A 20,186-nucleotide genomic window follows, 5' to 3' on the forward strand; every position below is an offset into this window, starting at 1 on the left:
AACACGGTCAACTTCCTGACATGGGCGCAGGCCTCGTTCGCACCGTCGGTGCTGGCAAAAACCCTGTTCTCGACGTCGCTCAACTTCGATCTGGCAGTCTACGAGTGCTTTGCGCCGCTGATTTCCGGCGGCTGCATCGATGTGGTCACAAATGTGCTGGCCCTCAACGAGGGTGAACATGACGTCACGCTGATCAACACCGTGCCATCGGCCTTGAAAGCGCTGCTGGAATCTGGTGGTCTGGGGCAGGGCGTTCATACCGTTAACGTGGCGGGTGAAGCGCTAAAACGTAGCCTGGTGGAAAGCCTGTTTGAGCAGACTCAGGTTCAGCGCCTGTGCAACCTCTATGGTCCGTCAGAAACAACGACCTATTCCAGTTGGGTGGCAATGGACCGTGAAAACGGTTTCGCCGCGCACATCGGCAAACCGGTGGCCAATACCCAGTTCTACTTGCTGGACGATCAGGGCCAGCCGGTGCCATTGGGTGTGCCGGGTGAGATCTACATCGGCGGCGCGGGTGTGGCACGGGGTTACCTGAACCGTGACGATCTGACCGCCGAACGTTTCCTCAACGATCCTTTCAGCACAGCGGCAAACGCCCGCATGTACCGCACCGGCGACCTCGGTCGCTGGCTGGCAGACGGCAATATCGAATACCTGGGCCGTAACGATGATCAGGTCAAGATTCGCGGTTTCCGTGTCGAACTGGGCGAGATTGAGGCCAAGCTGGCTCAACATGCCGCCGTTCAAGAGGCGGTGGTCATGGCCCGGGAAGACGTGCCGGGCGACAAACGTCTGGTGGCGTACTTCACCGCCGATCAAGCACACATCGAGATCGAAACCCTGCGCAGCCACCTGCAAGGTCAACTGCCGGACTACATGATCCCGGCGGCGTACGTACACCTGGAAAAACTGCCGCTGACCCCCAACGGCAAGCTGGATCGTAAGGCGCTTCCTGTGCCGGGCTCTCTGGCCACCGTCAGCCGTGGCTATCAACCGCCGCAAGGCGAAACCGAAAACAGGCTGGCCGAACTTTGGGCAGACGTTCTGAACATCGAGCGTGTAGGCCGCCATGACCATTTCTTCGAATTGGGTGGTCATTCGCTGCTGGCCGTCAGCCTTATGGAAAGGATGCGGCAGGCAGGCATCGAGGCTGATTTCAAAACGCTGTTCGAACAACCCACCCTTGCGGAATACGCCGCGGCGACGGAAAAAACGGAGATTGTCCTGTGAGTTTGATTGAACTGTTGGCAACACTGGAAGAGAAGGGAATCGAGCTTTCCGTCACGGGTGATCAACTGGTGGTTCGTGGTCGCAAACAGTCCCTCGCCGAGCCTGCAACGCTGGCATTGCTGCGAGAAAACAAAGCAGCACTGATCGAGTCCATCAAGGACGGGCGCTACGCCTCCGGCCTGTTGAGCCTGCAGACCGTACCTGAAAGCGGCATCGCTTCAGGGTGCGAGTACATCACTCCGGCCATGCTGCCGCTGTTGACACTGGAACAGGCTGCGATCGACAGCATCGTGTCTGCAATCCCGGGCGGTGCCGCCAACGTACAGGACATTTACCCGCTGGCGCCGTTGCAGGAGGGGGTTTTCTACCACCACCTGGCCGCCGAGCGGGGTGACCCCTACGTGCTACAGGCCGAATTCAGCATGGCCAGCCGTGAGCGGCTCGGGCATTTCATCGATGCGTTGCAGAGCGTGATCGACCGGCATGACATCCTGCGCACGTCGCTGGCCTGGGAGAACCTTGAAGATCCCGTGCAGGTCGTCTGGCGCAAGGCAGAACTGACGGTGTGCGACATCACCGACGAATTGAATGACGGTGACGTGCTGTCGCAGCTCAAGGCCCGCTTCGACCCGCGTCACTATCGCCTGGACATCCGCGAGGCGCCGCTGATGCGGCTGGTTGTGTGCGAAGACACAGCCCATGATCGCTGGGTGGCCATGCTGCTGTTTCATCACTTGGCCATCGACCATGCGGCACTGGAAATCGTGCAGCGTGAAATGCAGGCCTACCTCTCGGGGAATACCGATACCCTGGCCGCGGCTGTGCCATTTCGCAACTACGTGTCCCAGACCCGGCAGCCGGGCAAGCGTCAGGGTCACGAGACGTTCTTCCGCGAGATGCTGGGTGACGTGGACGAGCCGACGCTGCCGTTCGGCCTTCAAGACGTGCTGGGCGACGGCAACGATATCGAAGACGCTCACCTGCCATTGCCGGCAGAGCTTGGCACTCGCCTGCGCGCCCAGACGCGTCAGTTGGGGGTGAGCGCTACCAGTCTCTGTCATTTGGCGTGGGCCTGCGTGCTGGGTGCTGTCTCTGCGCGTGACGACGTGGTGTTCGGCACGGTCATGCTGGGCCGCATGAACGCGTCGCAAGGGACTGGACAGGCTATGGGCATGTTCATCAACACCTTGCCGCTGCGTATCAGGCTGGGTGGGCAAACGGTGCGGGACGCGGTAAAGGCCACCCACGCCAGCCTGACTCAACTGGTGGGCCATGAACACGCCTCGCTGGCACTGGCTCAACGTTGCAGCGCAGTTGCGGCCCCGACGCCACTGTTCAGTGCATTGTTCAACTACCGTCACAGCGCGCACGCCGAACAGGCAGTCGATGCGCAAACCCTGGCTATCTGGGAAGGCATGGAGAATCTGGGCGCCGATGAGCGTACCAACTACCCATTGATTCTCTCGATGGATGACTTTGGTGAACGATTTGCGCTCAGCGTGCAAGCGTCTGCGCAAATCGGTGCGCAGCGCGTTGCCGACTACATGGCGGCAGCCCTGACCCGGATCGTCGACATGCTGGAGGCGGGCGGAAGCGCGCCGCTGGCAGGTCTGTCAGTCGTGCCTGAAGCCGAGCGTCAGCAATTGCTGGTCAGTTTCAACGACACCGCTGCCGAGTACCCGCTGGATCAGACCGTTCACGGCCTGTTCGAAGCGCAGGTTCAGCGTACGCCGACATCCGTGGCGCTGGTCCACGGCGCGGCTGAGTTGACGTATAGCGAACTGAACGAACGCGCCAACCGTCTGGCCCATCATCTGCGTGAGCAGGGCGTGGTGCCCGATTCCCGCGTGGCGATTTGCGTCGAGCGTGGCGCGGACACGGTGGTTGGGCTGCTGGCGATTCTGAAGGCCGGCGGCGGCTATGTACCGCTGGATCCGGCATATCCGGCCGAACGCATTGCCTACATGTTGCAGGACAGCGCACCGGCTGCGGTGCTGGCACAGGACGCAACGCTTTCGCTTTTGTCGGCGTCGGGCGTGCCTGTAGTCAATCTGGATGACGTGACTTGGCAGGACAAATCCGTCTGCAATCCACAGGTCGATTCTTTGACCTCCGCGCATCTCGCCTATGTGATCTACACCTCCGGCTCCACCGGTCTGCCAAAAGGCGTGATGATCGAACACCGCAACACGGTCAACTTTCTGACGTGGGCGCAGGCCTCGTTCGCACCGTCGGTGCTGGCAAAAACCCTGTTCTCCACCTCATTGAACTTCGATCTGGCGGTTTACGAGTGCTTCGCGCCGCTGATTTCCGGTGGCTGCATCGATGTGGTCACCAACGTGTTGGCCCTTAATGAAGGCGAGCATGACGTCACGCTGATCAACACCGTGCCCTCGGCTTTGAAAGCGTTGCTGGAGTCTGGTGGTCTGGGGCAGGGCGTTCATACCGTCAACGTGGCGGGCGAGGCGCTCAAGCGCAGTCTGGTCGAGAGCCTGTTCGAACAGACTCAGGTCCAGCGCCTGTGCAACCTCTATGGTCCGTCAGAAACAACGACCTATTCCAGCTGGGTGGCAATGGACCGTGAAAACGGTTTCGCCGCGCACATCGGCAAACCGGTGGCCAATACCCAGTTCTACTTGCTGGACGATCAGAGCCAGCCGGTGCCATTGGGTGTGCCGGGTGAGATCTACATCGGTGGTGCGGGCGTGGCGCGGGGTTACCTCAATCGCGACGACCTGACCGCCGAACGTTTCCTCAACGATCCTTTCAGCGTTAAAGCAAACGCCCGCATGTACCGCACCGGCGACCTGGGTCGTTGGTTGGCGGACGGCAATATCGAATACCTGGGTCGTAACGATGATCAGGTCAAAATTCGCGGTTTCCGTATCGAACTGGGCGAGATCGAGGCCAAGTTGGCCCAGCATGCCGGTGTTCAGGAAGCTGTCGTCATGGCACGTGAAGACGTGCCAGGCGACAAGCGTCTGGTGGCGTATTTCACGTCCGATCAAGCACACATCGAAATCGAAACCCTGCGCAGCCACCTGCAAGGTCAACTGCCGGACTACATGATCCCGGTGGCTTACGTGCATCTGGAAAAACTGCCGCTGACCCCCAACGGCAAGCTGGACCGCAAGGCATTGCCTGCCCCGGACCAGCAGGCGCTGATCAGCCGTGGCTACGAAGCACCGCAAGGTGACGTGGAAATCGCGTTGGCGCAGATTTGGGCCGAGGTGCTACAGGTTGAGCGTGTCGGGCGGCACGACTATTTCTTCGAGCTGGGTGGCCACTCGCTGCTGGCAGTCAGGCTGGTTGAAAAAATGCGCCAGCAAGGGCTCAGTGCCGATGTTCGCGTGCTGTTCGGCCAGCCTACGCTGGCAGGGCTGGCGGCAGCCGTGGGCAGTGGACGGGAAATCACGGTGCCAGCGAACGGCATCGCCTCCGGCAGCACTCACATTACCCCGCAGATGCTGCCTTTGATTGAGCTGGACCAGTCGACGCTGGACGGCATCGTGGCCACCGTCCCGGGCGGTGCTGCGAACGTGCAGGATATCTACCCGCTCGCACCGCTGCAGGAAGGCATTCTCTACCATCACATCAGCGCCGAACAAGGCGATCCCTACGTGCTGCAAGCCACTTTTTCGGTCAGAAGCCGCGAACACCTGGACGCGTTCGCCAATGCGTTGCAACAGGTCGTTCAGCGCCATGACATCCTGCGCACATCGGTGCTCTGGGAAGGCCTGGACGCCCCGGTGCAAGTGGTCTGGCGTCACGCAGATCTGATCGTTGAAAGGGTGGACATGAGCCCGGCAGACGGCAGTGTTGGCGAACAATTGAGCAAATGTTTCGCAAGCAGCCATTACCGGCTTGATCTCGCCCAAGCACCCTTGATTCGTCTGGCCTGCGCACCGGACGGCGACAGTGGCCGCTGGGTCATGTTGCTGATCTTTCACCATCTGGCGCTGGACCATACCGCACTGGACGTGATTCGCGACGAAATGCAGGCGTTCATGCTGGGTGAAGGGGACTCGCTGCCGAGTGCCGTGCCTTATCGTAACTACGTGGCCCAGGCGCGCCTTGGGCTCGGTCAGGATGAGCATGAGGCGTTTTTCCGCGACATGCTGGGTGATATCGACGAGCCGACGCTGGCCTACGGTCAGGCATCGTTGCCCGACGACGGCAGCGGCATCGAAGATGCGCGTGTGAAACTCGATCCGGCAATCAGCCGTCAGGTACGCGCTCAGGCCCGCAAGCTGGGTGTCAGCGCCGCCAGTTTGATGCATCTGGCATGGGCACTGTTGGTCAGCAAGGCCAGTGGCCGCGATCAGGCAGTGTTCGGTACGGTGTTGATGGGCCGTATGCAAGGCGGTGACGGCGCTGATCGTGCGCTGGGCATGTTTATCAATACCCTGCCGTTGCGTGTGGATATCGATGCACGCAGCGTGGTCGACGGGGTCAAAGCCACACATGCGCGTCTGGCAACGCTGATGGCGCATGAGTATGCATCCCTGGCCCTGGCGCAACGCTGCAGTGCGGTTTCGGCACCGGCACCGTTGTTCAATGCACTGCTCAATTATCGCCACAGTGCTCAGGACGTGACGTCTGAACAGGCGCTGTCGGCCTGGGAGGGCATCGAAAGCCAGAGCGGTCAGGAACACACCAATTATCCGCTGGCACTTTCCATCGATGATTTGGGCGAAGATTTTGTCGTGACCGTCCTGGCCATGCTGGATGTCGGCGCGCGACGCGTCTGTGACACGTTTGCTGCGACGCTGCAGGAACTGGTCGAAGCGCTTGAACACGACCCGCAACGCGGTTTGCATCAAATTCAGGCGATTGCCGAAGCCGAGCGCCAGCGCGTGCTGCTCGACTTCAATGCCACGACGGCCGATTACCCGAGGGACGTTACCCTCACGGACCTGTTCGAGTCGCAGGTTGTGGCATCGCCCGATACTCTGGCAGTGGTGCATGGCCAACAGCAACTGACCTACGCCGCCCTGAACACCCGTGCCAATTGCCTGGCCCATTACCTGCTGGGCCTTGGCGTGACGGCTGGCGATTCGGTTGCCATTTTGCTGCCTCGCTCGCTGGACCTGCTGGTGGCACAGTTGGCGATCAGCAAATGTGCGGCGGTGTACGTGCCGCTGGACGTCAACGCACCGCCGGACCGTCAAACCTTCATGATGCTCGACAGCGGTGCCCGGCAGGTACTGACGCATCAAGACCGAAAGGTGCCTGAGGGCATCGTTCGCCTGGATCTGGACAGTCTCGACGTCCATGCGCAACCCGATCATGACCCGCTGCGCACCAACACTGCAGAGTCGGCGGCGTACATCATGTACACCTCGGGCTCCACCGGCACGCCGAAAGGTGTGATCGTGGCGCATCGTGGCATCGTCAAGCTGGTTCGCAACAATGGGTTCGCCGATTTCAACCACAACGACCGACTGGCGTTCGCTTCCAACCCGGCATTCGACGCCAGCACCCTGGAAGTCTGGGGCGCGTTGCTCAACGGTGGACAAGCGGTCATCATCGACCATGATCTGCTGCTGGATCCGCAGCGTCTGGCAGCGCATTTGACCGCCACCGGTGTGACCTCCCTGTTCGTGACCACAGCGGTGTTCAACCAGTACGTCAGCCTGATCGGCGACACCCTGGCCAATCTGCGCTTTTTGATGTGCGGCGGCGAGCGCGCCGACCCGCAGGTCTTCCGCGACCTGCTGGCCATCGCGCCTAACCTGACGCTGATTCACTGCTACGGCCCGACAGAAACCACGACCTATGCCACTACCGAGCATGTGACCCACGTTCCGGCGCACATGAGCAATGTGCCGATCGGCAAGCCGCTGGCCAACACACGGGTATACGTCCTCGACGCCCGCCAGCAGCCGGTCTCGGTCGGTGTCGCCGGAGAAATATGCATCGGCGGCGACGGTGTGGCGCTGGGGTATCTCAATCGTCCCGAGCTGACCGCTCAGGCGTTCATCGCTGACCCGTTCAGCACGGTGCCGGGCGCACGGCTGTACCGGTCCGGCGACCGTGGCTGCTGGCGCGCGGACGGCAGCCTGGAACACTTGGGGCGTGCCGACGGTCAGGTCAAGCTGCGAGGCTTCAGGATCGAACCGGGCGAAATCGATGCCCGCCTGCAATCCTGCCCGGGTGTCCATCAGGCTGCGGTCATGGTGCGCGAAGATGTGCCCGGACAAAAACAACTGGTGGCGTATTACACCGCCGAATCCAGCGACTCGACGCTGACCGTCCAGGCTGTACAGGCCTGGCTGCGCGCCGCACTGCCGGACTATATGGTGCCTTCGGCTTTCGTGCGCCTGGAAGACTGGCCGTTGAACGGCAACGGCAAGCTGGACCGCAGGGTGCTGCCTGCGCCCGATCAACAGGTACTCAACGCACAGGCCTACGAGGCACCTGTTGGCGAGGTCGAAACAGTGCTGTCGCGTATCTGGTCGGATGTGCTGGCCATCGAACAGGTAGGGCGCTTCGATAACTTCTTTGCCCTAGGTGGTCACTCGCTGCTGGCGGTGACGCTTATCCAGCGCATGCGCCAGAACGGCATGAACGCCGATATCAAAGTGCTGTTCAGTCAACCGACCCTCGCAGCGCTTGCCGCCTCCCTGACTCAAGAGCAGGAACCGGACGTTCCCGCCAACCTCATTCCGGCCGACTGTCGTCATATCGAGCCTGGAATGCTGCCGCTGGCCAGCCTGGAACAGGCGGAAATCGACAACATCGTCGCCCAGGTGCCGGGAGGTGTCGCGAATGTGCAGGACATCTATGCACTGGCGCCGTTGCAGGAAGGCATCCTGTACCACCACGCTGCGGCCCGGGAAGGCGACCCGTTCATTCTTCACTCGCTGCTGGCGCTGGACAGCGAAACCCGCCTGGCTTCGCTCGTCAGTGCGTTGCAGAAAGTGGTGGATCGCCACGACATGTTGCGCACCGCCGTGTTCTGGAAGGGGCTCGATAACCCCGTACAGGTCGTATTGCGTGCTGTCACGCTGCCGAGTGAGCGCCTCGAGCTGGACGCTTCGCAAGGAGACGTCATCGAACAGATGCGTGAGCGGTTCGACGCACGTAACTTCCGTCTGGACATCAGCCAGGCACCATTGCTGTGCCTGCCTTACGCCTGGGATCCGTCGACTCAGCGTTACATCGTCGCGCTGGTGTTCCATCACCTGATCATGGACCACGTTGCGTACGATGTGGTCATTTCCGAAATACAGAGCCTGCTGCTGGACGATTCGGTCGAGTTGCCTGCTCCGGTTCCTTATCGTAATTACATCGCCCAGGTCCGACTGCGCAACAACGACGCAGCCCATGAGCGGTTCTTCCGCGACATGCTGCAAGACGTTGACGAGCCCACCTTGCCCTTCGGCCAGCAGGCGTCCACACAGGCGTTGCAGGAAGCAAAGCAAACGGTGAACAGCGAAGCCTGCCTTCGCGTGCGACGTCTGGCGCGCAGTTTGAGCGTCAGTGCCGCAAGCCTTATGCACCTCGCCTGGGGGCTGGTGGTCGGGCGTGTCTCGATGCGTGACGATGTGGTGTTCGGGACTGTGCTGGTGGGCCGTATGCAAGGCGGCGAGGGGGCCGACCGCGCCCTTGGCATGTTCATCAACACGTTGCCGATCCGGGTGGCGCTGGGCGCGCAGACTGCGGCTCAGTCCGTCAGACAGATTCATGCGCGTCTGACCGGGCTGCTTGAACATGAACACGCTCCGTTGGCCCTGGCCCAGCGTTGCAGTGGTGTAGCCGCTCCGGCACCGCTCTTTGGCACGCTGCTCAACTACCGCCACAGCCCGGTGGACAGCTCGGCCCAGGCTTACACCGCCTGGCAGGGCATCGAGGGGCTTGAGGCGCATGAACGTACAGCCTACCCATTGTCCCTGGCAGTGGATGACATCGGCGAAGGCTTCATTCTGACCGTACAGGCCACCAACGGTATTGATGCCGAGGCGGTGTGCGGTTACCTGCAATGTGCCTTGAGCAATCTGCTCGATGCCCTTGAGCAGGCGTCATCGATGCCGGTCGGACAGATTTCGGTATTGCCCGACGCAGCCCGTGAGCATCTGCTGACCTCCCTCAACGACACCCAGGTCGAGTATCCGAAGCACTCGACGGTGCAGGGTCTGTTCGAGGCTCAGGTGCAGCGCACGCCTGAGGCCACCGCAGTGGTCCACGGCGAGCGACGCCTGAGCTATCGAGACCTGGACCGGCAGGCGAGCCAGTTGGCCAAACACCTCAAGCCGCTGCTGGGCGCGCGCAATGCACCCGTTGCGCTGTGCATGGAGCGCGGCCTGGAGATGCTGGTCGGGTTGCTGGGCATTCTCAAGGCGGGCGGTTGCTACGTACCGCTGGATCCGGCATACCCGGCGGAGCGCTTGAATTACATGCTTGAGGACAGCTCGCCGGTCGCGTTGCTGACACTGGGCGGCGTGCCGGACGGTCTGTCCTGCGCAGACATTCTGCTGATCGGGCTGGATCAGGACGCGACCTGGCGCAAAGCCGTTGTCGATGACGCAGGTGCCGACACGACGGCGCATGACGCTGCGCGCCAGTTGGCCTATGTCATCTACACCTCAGGTTCCACCGGTAAGCCCAAGGGCGTGATGGTCGAGCAGCGCGGCGTTGTCAATCTGCTCTGCGCCATGCGTGACATGACCGGTATCAGCGCTACTGACCGTTTGCTGGCCGTGACCACCATCGGGTTCGACATTGCAGGGTTGGAGTTGTATCTGCCATTGATATGCGGCGCCTGCACGGTGTTGCTGGATCGCCAGCAGAGCCAGGATCCGTTGCTGCTGGCCCAGGCAATCAGCCGCAGTGGGGCCACCTTGATGCAAGCCACGCCCGCCACGTGGCGGCTGTTGCTGGATGCCGACTGGGCAGGTGCTGCACGGCTCAAAGCGTTGTGCGGCGGTGAAGCGTTGCCACTGGATCTGGCGCACCGGCTGGCCGCCAGGGTCAATACGCTCTGGAATGTCTACGGCCCGACAGAAACCACCATCTGGTCGTCGGCGTTGCAGTTCGACAGCCTGGACACGGCGTCCACCAGCGTGAGCATCGGCCGGCCGATTGCAAACACCCGTTTTTACTTGCTGGATGAGCAGGGCGAGCCGGTGCCCCACGGCGTGGCGGCTGAACTGTACATCGGTGGCGACGGCGTGGCCCGTGGCTATCTGAATCGTGCCGACTTGACCGCAGAGCGCTTTGTCGATGATCCGTTCTCCCATGAATCGGGCGCACGGTTATACCGCACGGGCGATCTGGCCCGTTACCGGGCCGATGGCAGCCTCGAGTACCTGGGGCGCAACGATTTCCAGGTGAAGATCCGCGGTTATCGCATCGAGCTGGGTGAAATCGAAGCCAGGCTCAGTGCGCTGCCGGGAATTCGCGAGGCCGCGGTGCTGGCGGTCGAAGCGGCCCACGGCGATCTGCGCCTGGCCGGTTACTACACAGGGTTACCTTGTGCGGCGGCCGTCATGCGCGATGCGCTGCTGGCGACGCTGCCTGAGTTCATGGTGCCGAGTGTGTTCATGCATCTGGAGATGCTGCCGCTGACCCCCAACGGCAAACTGGACCGCAAGGCGTTGCCTGCGCCGCAGGCAAGCGTGGAGCGTGAATATCAGGCACCGCAAGGCGAGCTGGAAACCGGACTTGCCCAGCTATGGGCGCAGTTGCTCAAGGTTGAACAGGTGAGCCGTCACGACGACTTCTTTGAGCTGGGCGGGCACTCGCTGCTGGCGATGCGCCTGATATCCCAAGTGCGCAAGCAGTGGGGCGTCGAGCTGGAGCTGGCGGCGTTGTTCGCTCACCCGCAACTGGCGGCCGTGGCCGAACACATGGCAAGGACGACGCGTAGCGACTGGCCGGACATTACCGTTGTTTCACGCGATGAAGCCTTGCCGTTGTCGTTCGCTCAGCAACGTCTGCTTTTCCTGACCCGAATGGACGGTGCCAGTGCGGCCTACCATCTGCCAGCCGGTCTGCGGCTCAAGGGGCAACTCGACGTGCCTGCGCTGAAACGTGCGCTGGACCGTGTCGTGGCGCGCCATGAATCCTTGCGCACCTGCTTCGTCCAGCCCGCCAGCGGTGCAGCGGTGCAGCGTATTCTGCCAGCCGACATCGGCTTTGCCTTGCGCCATGTGGACCTCTCGCAACAGGCCGATGCCGCCAAGGCCCTGAGTGATCTGACGGCCGAGGAGGCCGGTCAGGCGTTCGACCTGCAACACGGCCCGTTGATACGCGGGCAATTGATCCGCATGGCCGATGACGAACACGTCCTGCTGGTGACGCTGCACCATATCGTCTCGGACGGTTGGTCAATGGGGGTGCTGACTCGCGAGCTGGGCGCGCTTTACGAGGCATTCGCGCACGGCGCGCAGGATCCACTGCCAGCGCTGACTGTGCACTATGCCGATTACGCAGCCTGGCAGCGACGCCTGCTGGACAGCGAGGCATTGCAGGCGCAGACGACCTGGTGGCGTACCACACTGGCGCAGGCACCGGCCATGCTGACCCTGCCAACCGACCGGCCACGTCCGGCGATCCAGGACTACAGCGGTGCGGCCATACCCGTTTGCTTCGACGTACAGTTGACTCGTCAGCTAAAGGACTTGAGCAAGCGTCATGGCACCACGCTGTACATGACGGTGCTCGCAGTATGGGCGGCGACACTGGGTCGCCTGGCGGATCAGGAACATGTCGTTATCGGCTCGCCGGTCGCCAACCGCGTGAGTGCCGAGGTCGAAGGGCTGATCGGTCTGTTCGTCAACACCCTGGCATTGCCCATCGATCTGTCCGGAAAACCCGCGTTTACCGATTTGCTGAGCAGGGTGCGTCAGGTGGCGCTTCAGGCGCAGGCGCGGCAGACACTGCCGTTCGAACATGTGGTCGAGGTGGTCAAACCGGTACGCAGCCTGTCTCACAGTGCCCTGTTCCAGGCGATGTTGTCGTGGCAGAACACTGAAAATGTCGACCTGATACTGGGCGAACTGACGCTCGAAAGCATCGGTGCGCCAAGGCGCACGGCCAAGTTCGATTTGTCGCTGGATCTGGGCGAGGTCAATGGGCAGTTGCAGGGCAGTCTGGAATTTGCGACGGCGCTGTTTCTGCCCGCCACCGTTGAGCGCTATCGCGGTTACATGGAGTGCCTGCTGCGCGCGATGGTCGCTGACGCCGATCAGCCGGTGCACGGCGTTGCGCTGCCGGACGATGATGAGCGCCGCCTTCTGGCGTTGTTCAACGACACGGATCACTACTATCCCTCTGGGCAAACCATTCACGGGCTGTTCGAAGCCCAGGTGCAGCGCACCCCCGATGCCGAGGCGCTGGTTCACGGTGGCGAGCGGCTTAGCTATGCCCAGTTGAACGAGCGTGCCAATCGTCTGGCCTGGCATCTGCGCGAGCAGGGCGTACAGCCGGATGATCGGGTGGCAATCTGTGTTGAGCGCAGCACACACATGGTGGTCGGGTTACTGGCCATTCTCAAGGCGGGCGGCGGTTATGTGCCGCTCGATCCGGCATACCCGGTCGAACGTATTGCCTACATGCTCAAGGACAGTGCGCCGACCGTGGTGCTGGCACATGCGGCGACCCTGGGCCTGTTGGCCGAAACCGCTGCGCCAGTGATCGATCTGGACAGCAACACCTGGCTGGGACAACCGGTATACAACCCGATCGTCACGTCGCTGACGCCTGCGCATCTGGCGTACGTGATCTACACCTCCGGTTCCACCGGCCTGCCCAAAGGTGTGATGATCGAACACCGCAACACGGTCAACTTCCTGGCCTGGGCGCAGCGTTCGTTCGAACCCTCGGAGCTTGCCAAAACGCTGTTCTCCACATCGCTGAACTTCGACCTGGCGGTTTACGAGTGTTTTGCACCGTTGGTCTCGGGCGGCTGCGTGGAGTTGGTGAAAAATGTACTTGAACTGAAACAGCGTGATTACACCGTCTCGCTGATCAATACCGTGCCATCGGCGCTCAAGGCGTTGCTGGAGTCCGGCGGACTGGGGCAGGGGGTACACACCGTCAACGTCGCGGGTGAAGCGCTCAAGCGCAGCCTGGTCGAAAGTCTGTTCAAACAGACCGACGTCAAGCGTCTCTGCAACCTCTATGGCCCATCGGAAACCACTACCTATTCCAGCTGGGTGGCGATGGATCGTGAGAGCGGGTTCGCCGCGCACATCGGCAAGCCGATCGCCAATACCCGGTTCTACGTGCTCGACGAGTACCTGAACCCGGTGCCAATGGGCGTGGCCGGGGAGCTGTTCATCGGCGGTGCGGGCGTAGCGAGGGGTTACCTGAACCGTGACGACCTGACGGTTCAGCGTTTCCTTAATGATCCGTTCAGCGAAGTGTTAGGTGCCCGGATGTATCGCACCGGCGATCTGGGGCGCTGGTCGGTGCACGGCAATATCGAGTACCTGGGGCGCAATGACGATCAGGTGAAGATTCGCGGCTTCCGCGTGGAGCTGGGTGAAATCGAAGCGCGGCTGGCCGGGCATCAGACGGTTCGCGAAGCGGTGGTGCTGGCGCGTGAAGACGCGCCTGGCGATGTTCGACTGGTGGCGTATTACACGCCGCAAGTTGCGCAGATCGAGGTGGACGCGGCTTCGTTGCGTGCGCATTTGCAGGCACAACTGCCCGAATACATGGTGCCAGCCGCCTACGTTCGCCTCGACGCTTTGCCACTCACGCCCAACGGCAAGCTGGATCGTCAGCGTCTGCCGGTGCCTGACAGCCAGGCCTATGTCACCCACCTTTACGAGCCGCCGCAGGGTGAAACCGAAACCTGGCTCGCCTCGCTCTGGGCTGACCTGCTCAAAGTCGAACGGGTTGGGCGTCATGACCATTTCTTTGAGCTGGGCGGGCACTCACTGCTGGCGGTCAGCCTGATCGAGCGGATGCGTCAGGCCGGTCTTGAAGCCGATGTGCGCGTGCTGTTCGGGCAATCGACGCTGATCGCGGTCGCCGCTTCCCTGAAAACGCTGACCGAGGTGCATGTTGCGGCCTCCAGCGTGCCAACACTGCAACGCAAACGCCGTATCTGATCGGATTCATATCGTGAATCCACGCCACTGACCCTCGCCTCACCCAACGGCGTCCCCCTACAAGGGGACGTCGTTTCCCCCGCACCTTCGGCACCTGCATCGGGTCTGTCCCTGCTTGCCGTGACAGACACCCCCGGACTGATGCTCTAGTTTTTTCCCATCCTGAAAGGTGAATTTTTACCTTTTGAAGTCGGCTTGTGTGTGCCTCCGACTTTCTCCGAATCCAAACAGCGCAGGTTCTTCAATGCTCTTCAACGAACTGATGGCTATCATTTCCGATCACCCGATCCGTCTCCAGCACGACGAAGGCGATCTCGTCATTCTGGGTGACGACGAAGGCCTTGACGATGCACTGATGGACAGCATGCGCGTTCACAAGGACGCGTTACTCGCACTGGTGAAGAAGAACGGCGGTGACTGGCTGAGCCCGGCTTTCCGTATCACCCCGCAGATGCTGCCGCTGGCCGAACTGAGCCAGGCCGCCATCGACCGGATCGTTGAAACGGTGCCTGGCGGTGCTGGCAATGTGCAGGATATCTACCCGCTGGCACCGCTGCAGGAAGGGATTCTCTACCACCATATTTCCGCTGCGCAGGGTGACCCGTATGTCTTGCAAACGGTCTTTGCGGCCGACTCTGCGCAGCGCCTGGAGGCGTTTGCCGGTGCCTTGCAGGGCGTCGTCGATCGCCACGACATTCTGCGTACCGCGATGGTCTGGGAAGGGCTGGACGCGCCTGTGCAGGTCGTCTGGCGCGAAGCCAGGCTTGGTTTTGAACAGATCGAGCTCGACCCGGCCGATGGCGACATTAGCCAGCAGTTGCATGAGCGTTTCGACAGCCGTCACTACCGCATGGACGTGGGGCAGGCACCGCTGATCCGCCTGGTCTGGTCGGCCGATCCGGTCAATGCCCGCTGCGTCGCGTTGCTGCTGTTCCATCACATGGCACTGGATCATGCGGCACTGGAGTTGGTGCAACACGAAGCGCAGGCCTTTTTGCTGGGAACGGCGGACACGCTGGCTGCCCCGGTTCCCTATCGAAACTACGTGGCGCTGGCCCGCAACGGCGCCGATCATGCAGCCCACGAAGCCTTTTTCCGCGACATGCTGGGCGACGTCGAGGCGAGCAGCCTGCCGTTCGGGTTCGCCGATGCGCTGGGGGCTGACACCGTTATCGAAGAAGCACGGCTGAAGGTTGATGAAGCGCTGGGGGCGCGTCTGCGTACCCAGGCAAGACGCCTTGGTGTGAGCGCTGCAAGCCTTGCGCACCTGGCCTGGGCCCAGGTGTTGGGGCGCATTTGCGGACGTGAAGACGTGGTGTTCGGCACTGTACTGATGGGCCGTATGCAAGGTGGAGAGGGCGCTGAACGGGCGTTGGGGATGTTCATCAACACCTTACCGCTGCGGGTCGAACTGGGCAGCCAGAGTGTGGACGACAGCGTCAAGGCTACTCACCAGCGCCTGACCGCACTGCTGGGTCATGAACATGCTTCGCTGGCGTTGGCTCAGCGTTGCAGTGGCGTAGCGGCACCTGCGCCCCTGTTTGGCTCATTGCTCAATTACCGTCACGGCAGCGCGGCACAGGCGGTGACCGCTCAGGCCCACCAAGCCTGGCATGGTTTGCAGGTCGTGGGCGGGGAAGAGCGCAGCAACTACCCGATCACGGTGTCGGTGGACGATCTGGGTGAACACTTTTTCGTCAGCGTTCTGGCACTTGCGCAGATTGGCGCCCAGCGGATCGCCGAGTACCTGGTCAGCGCTTTCGAGCAATTGACCGAAGCGCTGGAGCAGGACCCGCGATGCGCCCTGAGTGCGCTGGACCTCATGCCGTTACAAGAGCGTCAGCAGGTGCTCGACACCTTCAACGACACCGCCCGCACCTATCCCCGCGAACTCAGCGTGCCAGCCGTGTTCGAGGCGCATGCGCTTCGGCAGCCCGGCGCGACGGCAGCGGTGCATGCCGATCGGCAATTGAGTTACGCCGACCTGAACAATCGGGCCAACGGACTGGCCCATCTTTTACGTGCGCAGGGTATTCAGCCGGGTGACCGGGTCGCCATCGAGCTGGAGCGCTCGTTCGAGCTGTTGATCAGCCAGTTGGCGGTGCTCAAGTGCGGCGCAGTCTACGTTCCGCTGGACGTCAATGCGCCCGCTGAACGTCAACGATTCATGCTTCAGGACAGTCAGGCACGCCTGCTGCTGAGCGTGAGCACGCGCAGTGCTCTGGACGGCATCACCCGTCTGGAAGTCGACCGTCTCACGCTGGACGGCGAGATTAATAAAAGCTCGGCCCCGATGGCCCAACCGATCCTGGACGGTGGGGCTGCCGCCTATGTGATGTACACCTCGGGCTCGACGGGCACGCCTAAAGGCGTACTGGTGACACATCGGGCAATCAACCGCCTGGTGCTCAATAACGGCTATGCAGACTTCAACGCTACAGACCGAGTGGCGTTTGCCTCCAACCCGGCATTCGATGCCAGCACGCTCGAAGTCTGGGCGGCCCTGCTCAATGGCGGCTGCGCGGTGTTGGTCGATCAGGACATTCTGCTGTCTCGGGAGCGTTTTGCCAGGCTGCTGATCGAGCATTCGGTTAGCGTGTTGTGGATGACGGCCGGCCTGTTTCATCAATATGCACAGGGCATGAGCGAGGCGTTCAGCCGGTTGCGTTACCTGATCGTAGGCGGCGATGTGCTAGACCCGCTGATCATTGGCCGGGTTCTGGCCAATGGCGCGCCTCAGCATCTGCTTAACGGCTACGGGCCGACCGAGGCCACGACCTTTTCGACCACCTGGAAGATCGAGAAGATCGAGGGTGCGACCATTCCCATCGGCCGACCGATCGGCAACAGCCGTGTGTACGTGCTGGATGAACACCGTCGTCCGGCGCCGCTGGGCGTAACGGGCGAGTTGTATATTGGTGGTGACGGTGTTGCGCAAGGCTATCTGAACCGCCCTGATCTGACCCAGGAAAAATTCATCTCCGACCCTTTCGATACCCAAGCCGGGGCGATGCTGTACCGCACCGGCGATCTGGGTTGCTGGCGGGCTGACGGGGCCATCGAATACCAGGGGCGCAACGACGATCAGGTCAAGATCCGCGGCTTCCGTATCGAACTGGGCGAAATCGCTGCTCGCCTGACGGAATGCAGTGGTGTTGCCGAAGCGACGGTGCTGGTTCGTGCCGATCAGGACACGCCCGGGCAAAAACGCCTGTTGGCTTATGTGATCCCGCAATCGGGTGCCCAACTCAGTGCCCAGGCGTTACGTGACGAGCTGCTGGGCTCGCTGGCCGATTACATGGTCCCGTCCGCGTTCGTGGTGCTGCACAGCTTTCCGCTGACGTCCAACGGCAAACTGGACCGGCGCGCACTGCAGGAACCGGAGGCAGACGCGTTCGCCAGCCGTGAGTATGTTGAGCCGGTTGGCGCAGTGGAACAGACGCTGGCCGCGCTCTGGGCGCAATTGCTCAAGGTTGAGCGGGTCGGTCGCTTCGACAATTTCTTCGAGCTGGGCGGCCATTCGCTGTTGGCTGTCAGCCTTATCGAGCGTATGCGTCAGGCTGATCTGCACGCTGATGTGCGGGTGTTGTTCGGTCAACCGACACTGGCGGCGCTGGCCGCTGCAGTGGGTGAAAATCACGAAGTTGAAGTCCCGGCCAACGCTATTATCGCCGGGTGCTCGCGCATCACCCCGGACATGCTGCCGCTGGCAGACCTGGACCAGCGTTCCATCGACCGCATTGTCGCCCGCGTGCCCGGCGGCATTGACAATATCCAGGATATCTACGCGCTGGCACCGTTGCAGGAAGGCATTCTTTATCACCATCTGGCGGCCGAGCAGGGTGATCCGTACGTGCTGCAAACGCTGTTCAGTCTGGCGGACCTCAGCCGTCTGGACGCTTTCACGCAGGCGCTGCAAGCCGTTGTCGATCGCCATGACATCCTGCGCAGTGCGGTTTACTGGGAAGGACTCGACAGCCCGGTACAGGTCGTCTGCCGTCATGCGCGCTTGCCGGTTGAAGAGGTCGACCTCGACCCGCTCCAGGGTGATGTCGGTGCTCAGTTGCAGGCCCGCTTCGATCCTCGACAGCTGCGCCTGGACCTTGGTCAAGCGCCCTTGCTGCGCCTGGCGTTTGCCGAAGATGCCGTAAATCGGCGTTGGGTGGCGTTGTTGCTGTTTCATCACATGGCACTGGACCACACTGCGCTGGACGTGGTGCAGCACGAAATGCAGGCCTGGCTGCTGGGCCTTCAGCATGAGTTGGGCGAGCCGGTTGCCTATCGGAACTACGTCGCGCAGGCCCGCCTGGGCGTGAGCCGTGGCGACCATGAAACGTTCTTTCGCGACATGCTAGGCAATGTTGACGAGCCCACACTGCCGTTCGGCCTGCAGAACGTGCAGGGCAGCGGTGACGGTATCGAGGAGGTCCGGCAAACGTTGCACGAAGGCGTGGATCAACGACTGCGGGCACAGGCTCGTCAGCTCGGGGTCAGCGTCGCCAGCCTGGTACACCTGGCGTGGGGCGTGGTACTGGGGCGCATTTCAGGCAAACAGGATGTGGTGTTCGGCACCGTTCTGATGGGCCGTTTGCAGGGCGGAGACGGCGCGGACCGTGCCATCGGCCTGTTCATCAACACGCTGCCGCTGCGTCTGGATGTAGCCGAACAAGGGGTCCGCGCAGGCGTCAAGGCTGCGCACGGCAGGCTGAGCGGCCTGTTGGGGCACGAGCATGCTTCGTTGGCGCTGGCCCAACGGTGCAGCGGCGTGCCGGCTTCGATTCCGCTGTTCAGTGCCTTGCTGAACTACCGTCACAGCGCGGCTGGCGCTGTGACCGATCAGATGCGCGAAGCCTGGAAGGGCATTGAAGGGTTGTCCGGTGAAGAAAGAACCAACTACCCGCTGACGCTGAACGTCGACGACCTGGGTGACAACCTGCTGCTGACCACACTGGTGCAGAAAGGCGTCGATGCCCAACGTGTCTGCGATTACATGCAGACAGCCTTGCAACAACTGGTTGAAGCGCTTGAGCTGACGCCACAGGCGTCTTTGCGCAGCCTGTCGGTATTGCCGCAAACCGAGCGTGAGCAAGTGCTGCTCGGTTTCAACGACACCGCTGCCGAGTACCCACTGGAGCAGACCGTTCACGGCTTGTTCGAAGCGCAGGTTCAGCGTACGCCAGCGGCTGTTGCGCTGGTTCACGGTGCGGCTGAGCTGACGTACAGCGAACTTAATGAACGCGCCAACCGCCTGGCCCATCATCTGTGTGCGCAAGGCGTGGTGCCCGATTCCCGCGTGGCGATTTGCGTCGAGCGTGGCGCGGACATGGTGGTCGGGTTGCTGGCGATTCTGAAAGCAGGCGGGGGTTATGTGCCGCTGGATCCGGCTTATCCGGCCGAACGCATTGCCTACATGTTGCAGGACAGTGCGCCAGCGGTTGTCTTGGCTCAGAACGTCACACGAAATCTGGTGGCTGCGTCGGGCGTGCCTGTCGTCAATTTGGATGACGTGACCTGGCAGGACAAATCCGTCTGCAATCCGCAGGTCGGTTCGTTAACCTCGGCGCATTTGGCCTATGTGATCTACACCTCCGGCTCCACCGGACTGCCGAAAGGCGTGATGATCGAACACCGCAACACGGTCAACTTCCTGACATGGGCGCAGGCCTCGTTCGAGCCGTCGGTGCTGGCGAAAACCCTGTTCTCGACGTCGCTCAACTTCGACCTGGCAGTGTACGAATGCTTCGCGCCGCTGATTTCCGGCGGCTGCATCGATGTGGTCACCAATGTGCTGGCCCTCAACGAGGGTGAACATGACGTCACGCTGATCAACACCGTGCCATCGGCCTTGAAAGCGCTGCTGGAATCTGGCGGTCTGGGGCAGGGCGTTCA

Annotated in this window: 2 protein-coding genes and 1 pseudogene; all 3 read left to right on the forward strand. The window is 61.8% G+C overall.

The annotated features are described in order from the left end of the window. Positions 1-1,206, forward strand: a pseudogene (locus ALP40_RS08895) (non-ribosomal peptide synthetase); the annotation flags it as partial. A gap of 23 nt (positions 1,207-1,229) precedes the next feature. Continuing rightward, positions 1,230-14,297, forward strand: coding sequence for a non-ribosomal peptide synthetase (locus ALP40_RS08900; protein ID WP_122207928.1), 13,068 nt, complete (start codon positions 1,230-1,232; stop codon positions 14,295-14,297). A 244-nt stretch (positions 14,298-14,541) separates the two neighbouring features. Further along, positions 14,542-20,186, forward strand: a 5,645-nt coding sequence (locus tag ALP40_RS08905) for a non-ribosomal peptide synthetase (RefSeq protein ID WP_122207929.1), incomplete at its 3' end; no start/stop codon positions are given.

The organism is Pseudomonas viridiflava (assembly GCF_003702045.1).
Classification (GTDB): Bacteria; Pseudomonadota; Gammaproteobacteria; order Pseudomonadales; family Pseudomonadaceae; genus Aquipseudomonas; species Aquipseudomonas viridiflava_C.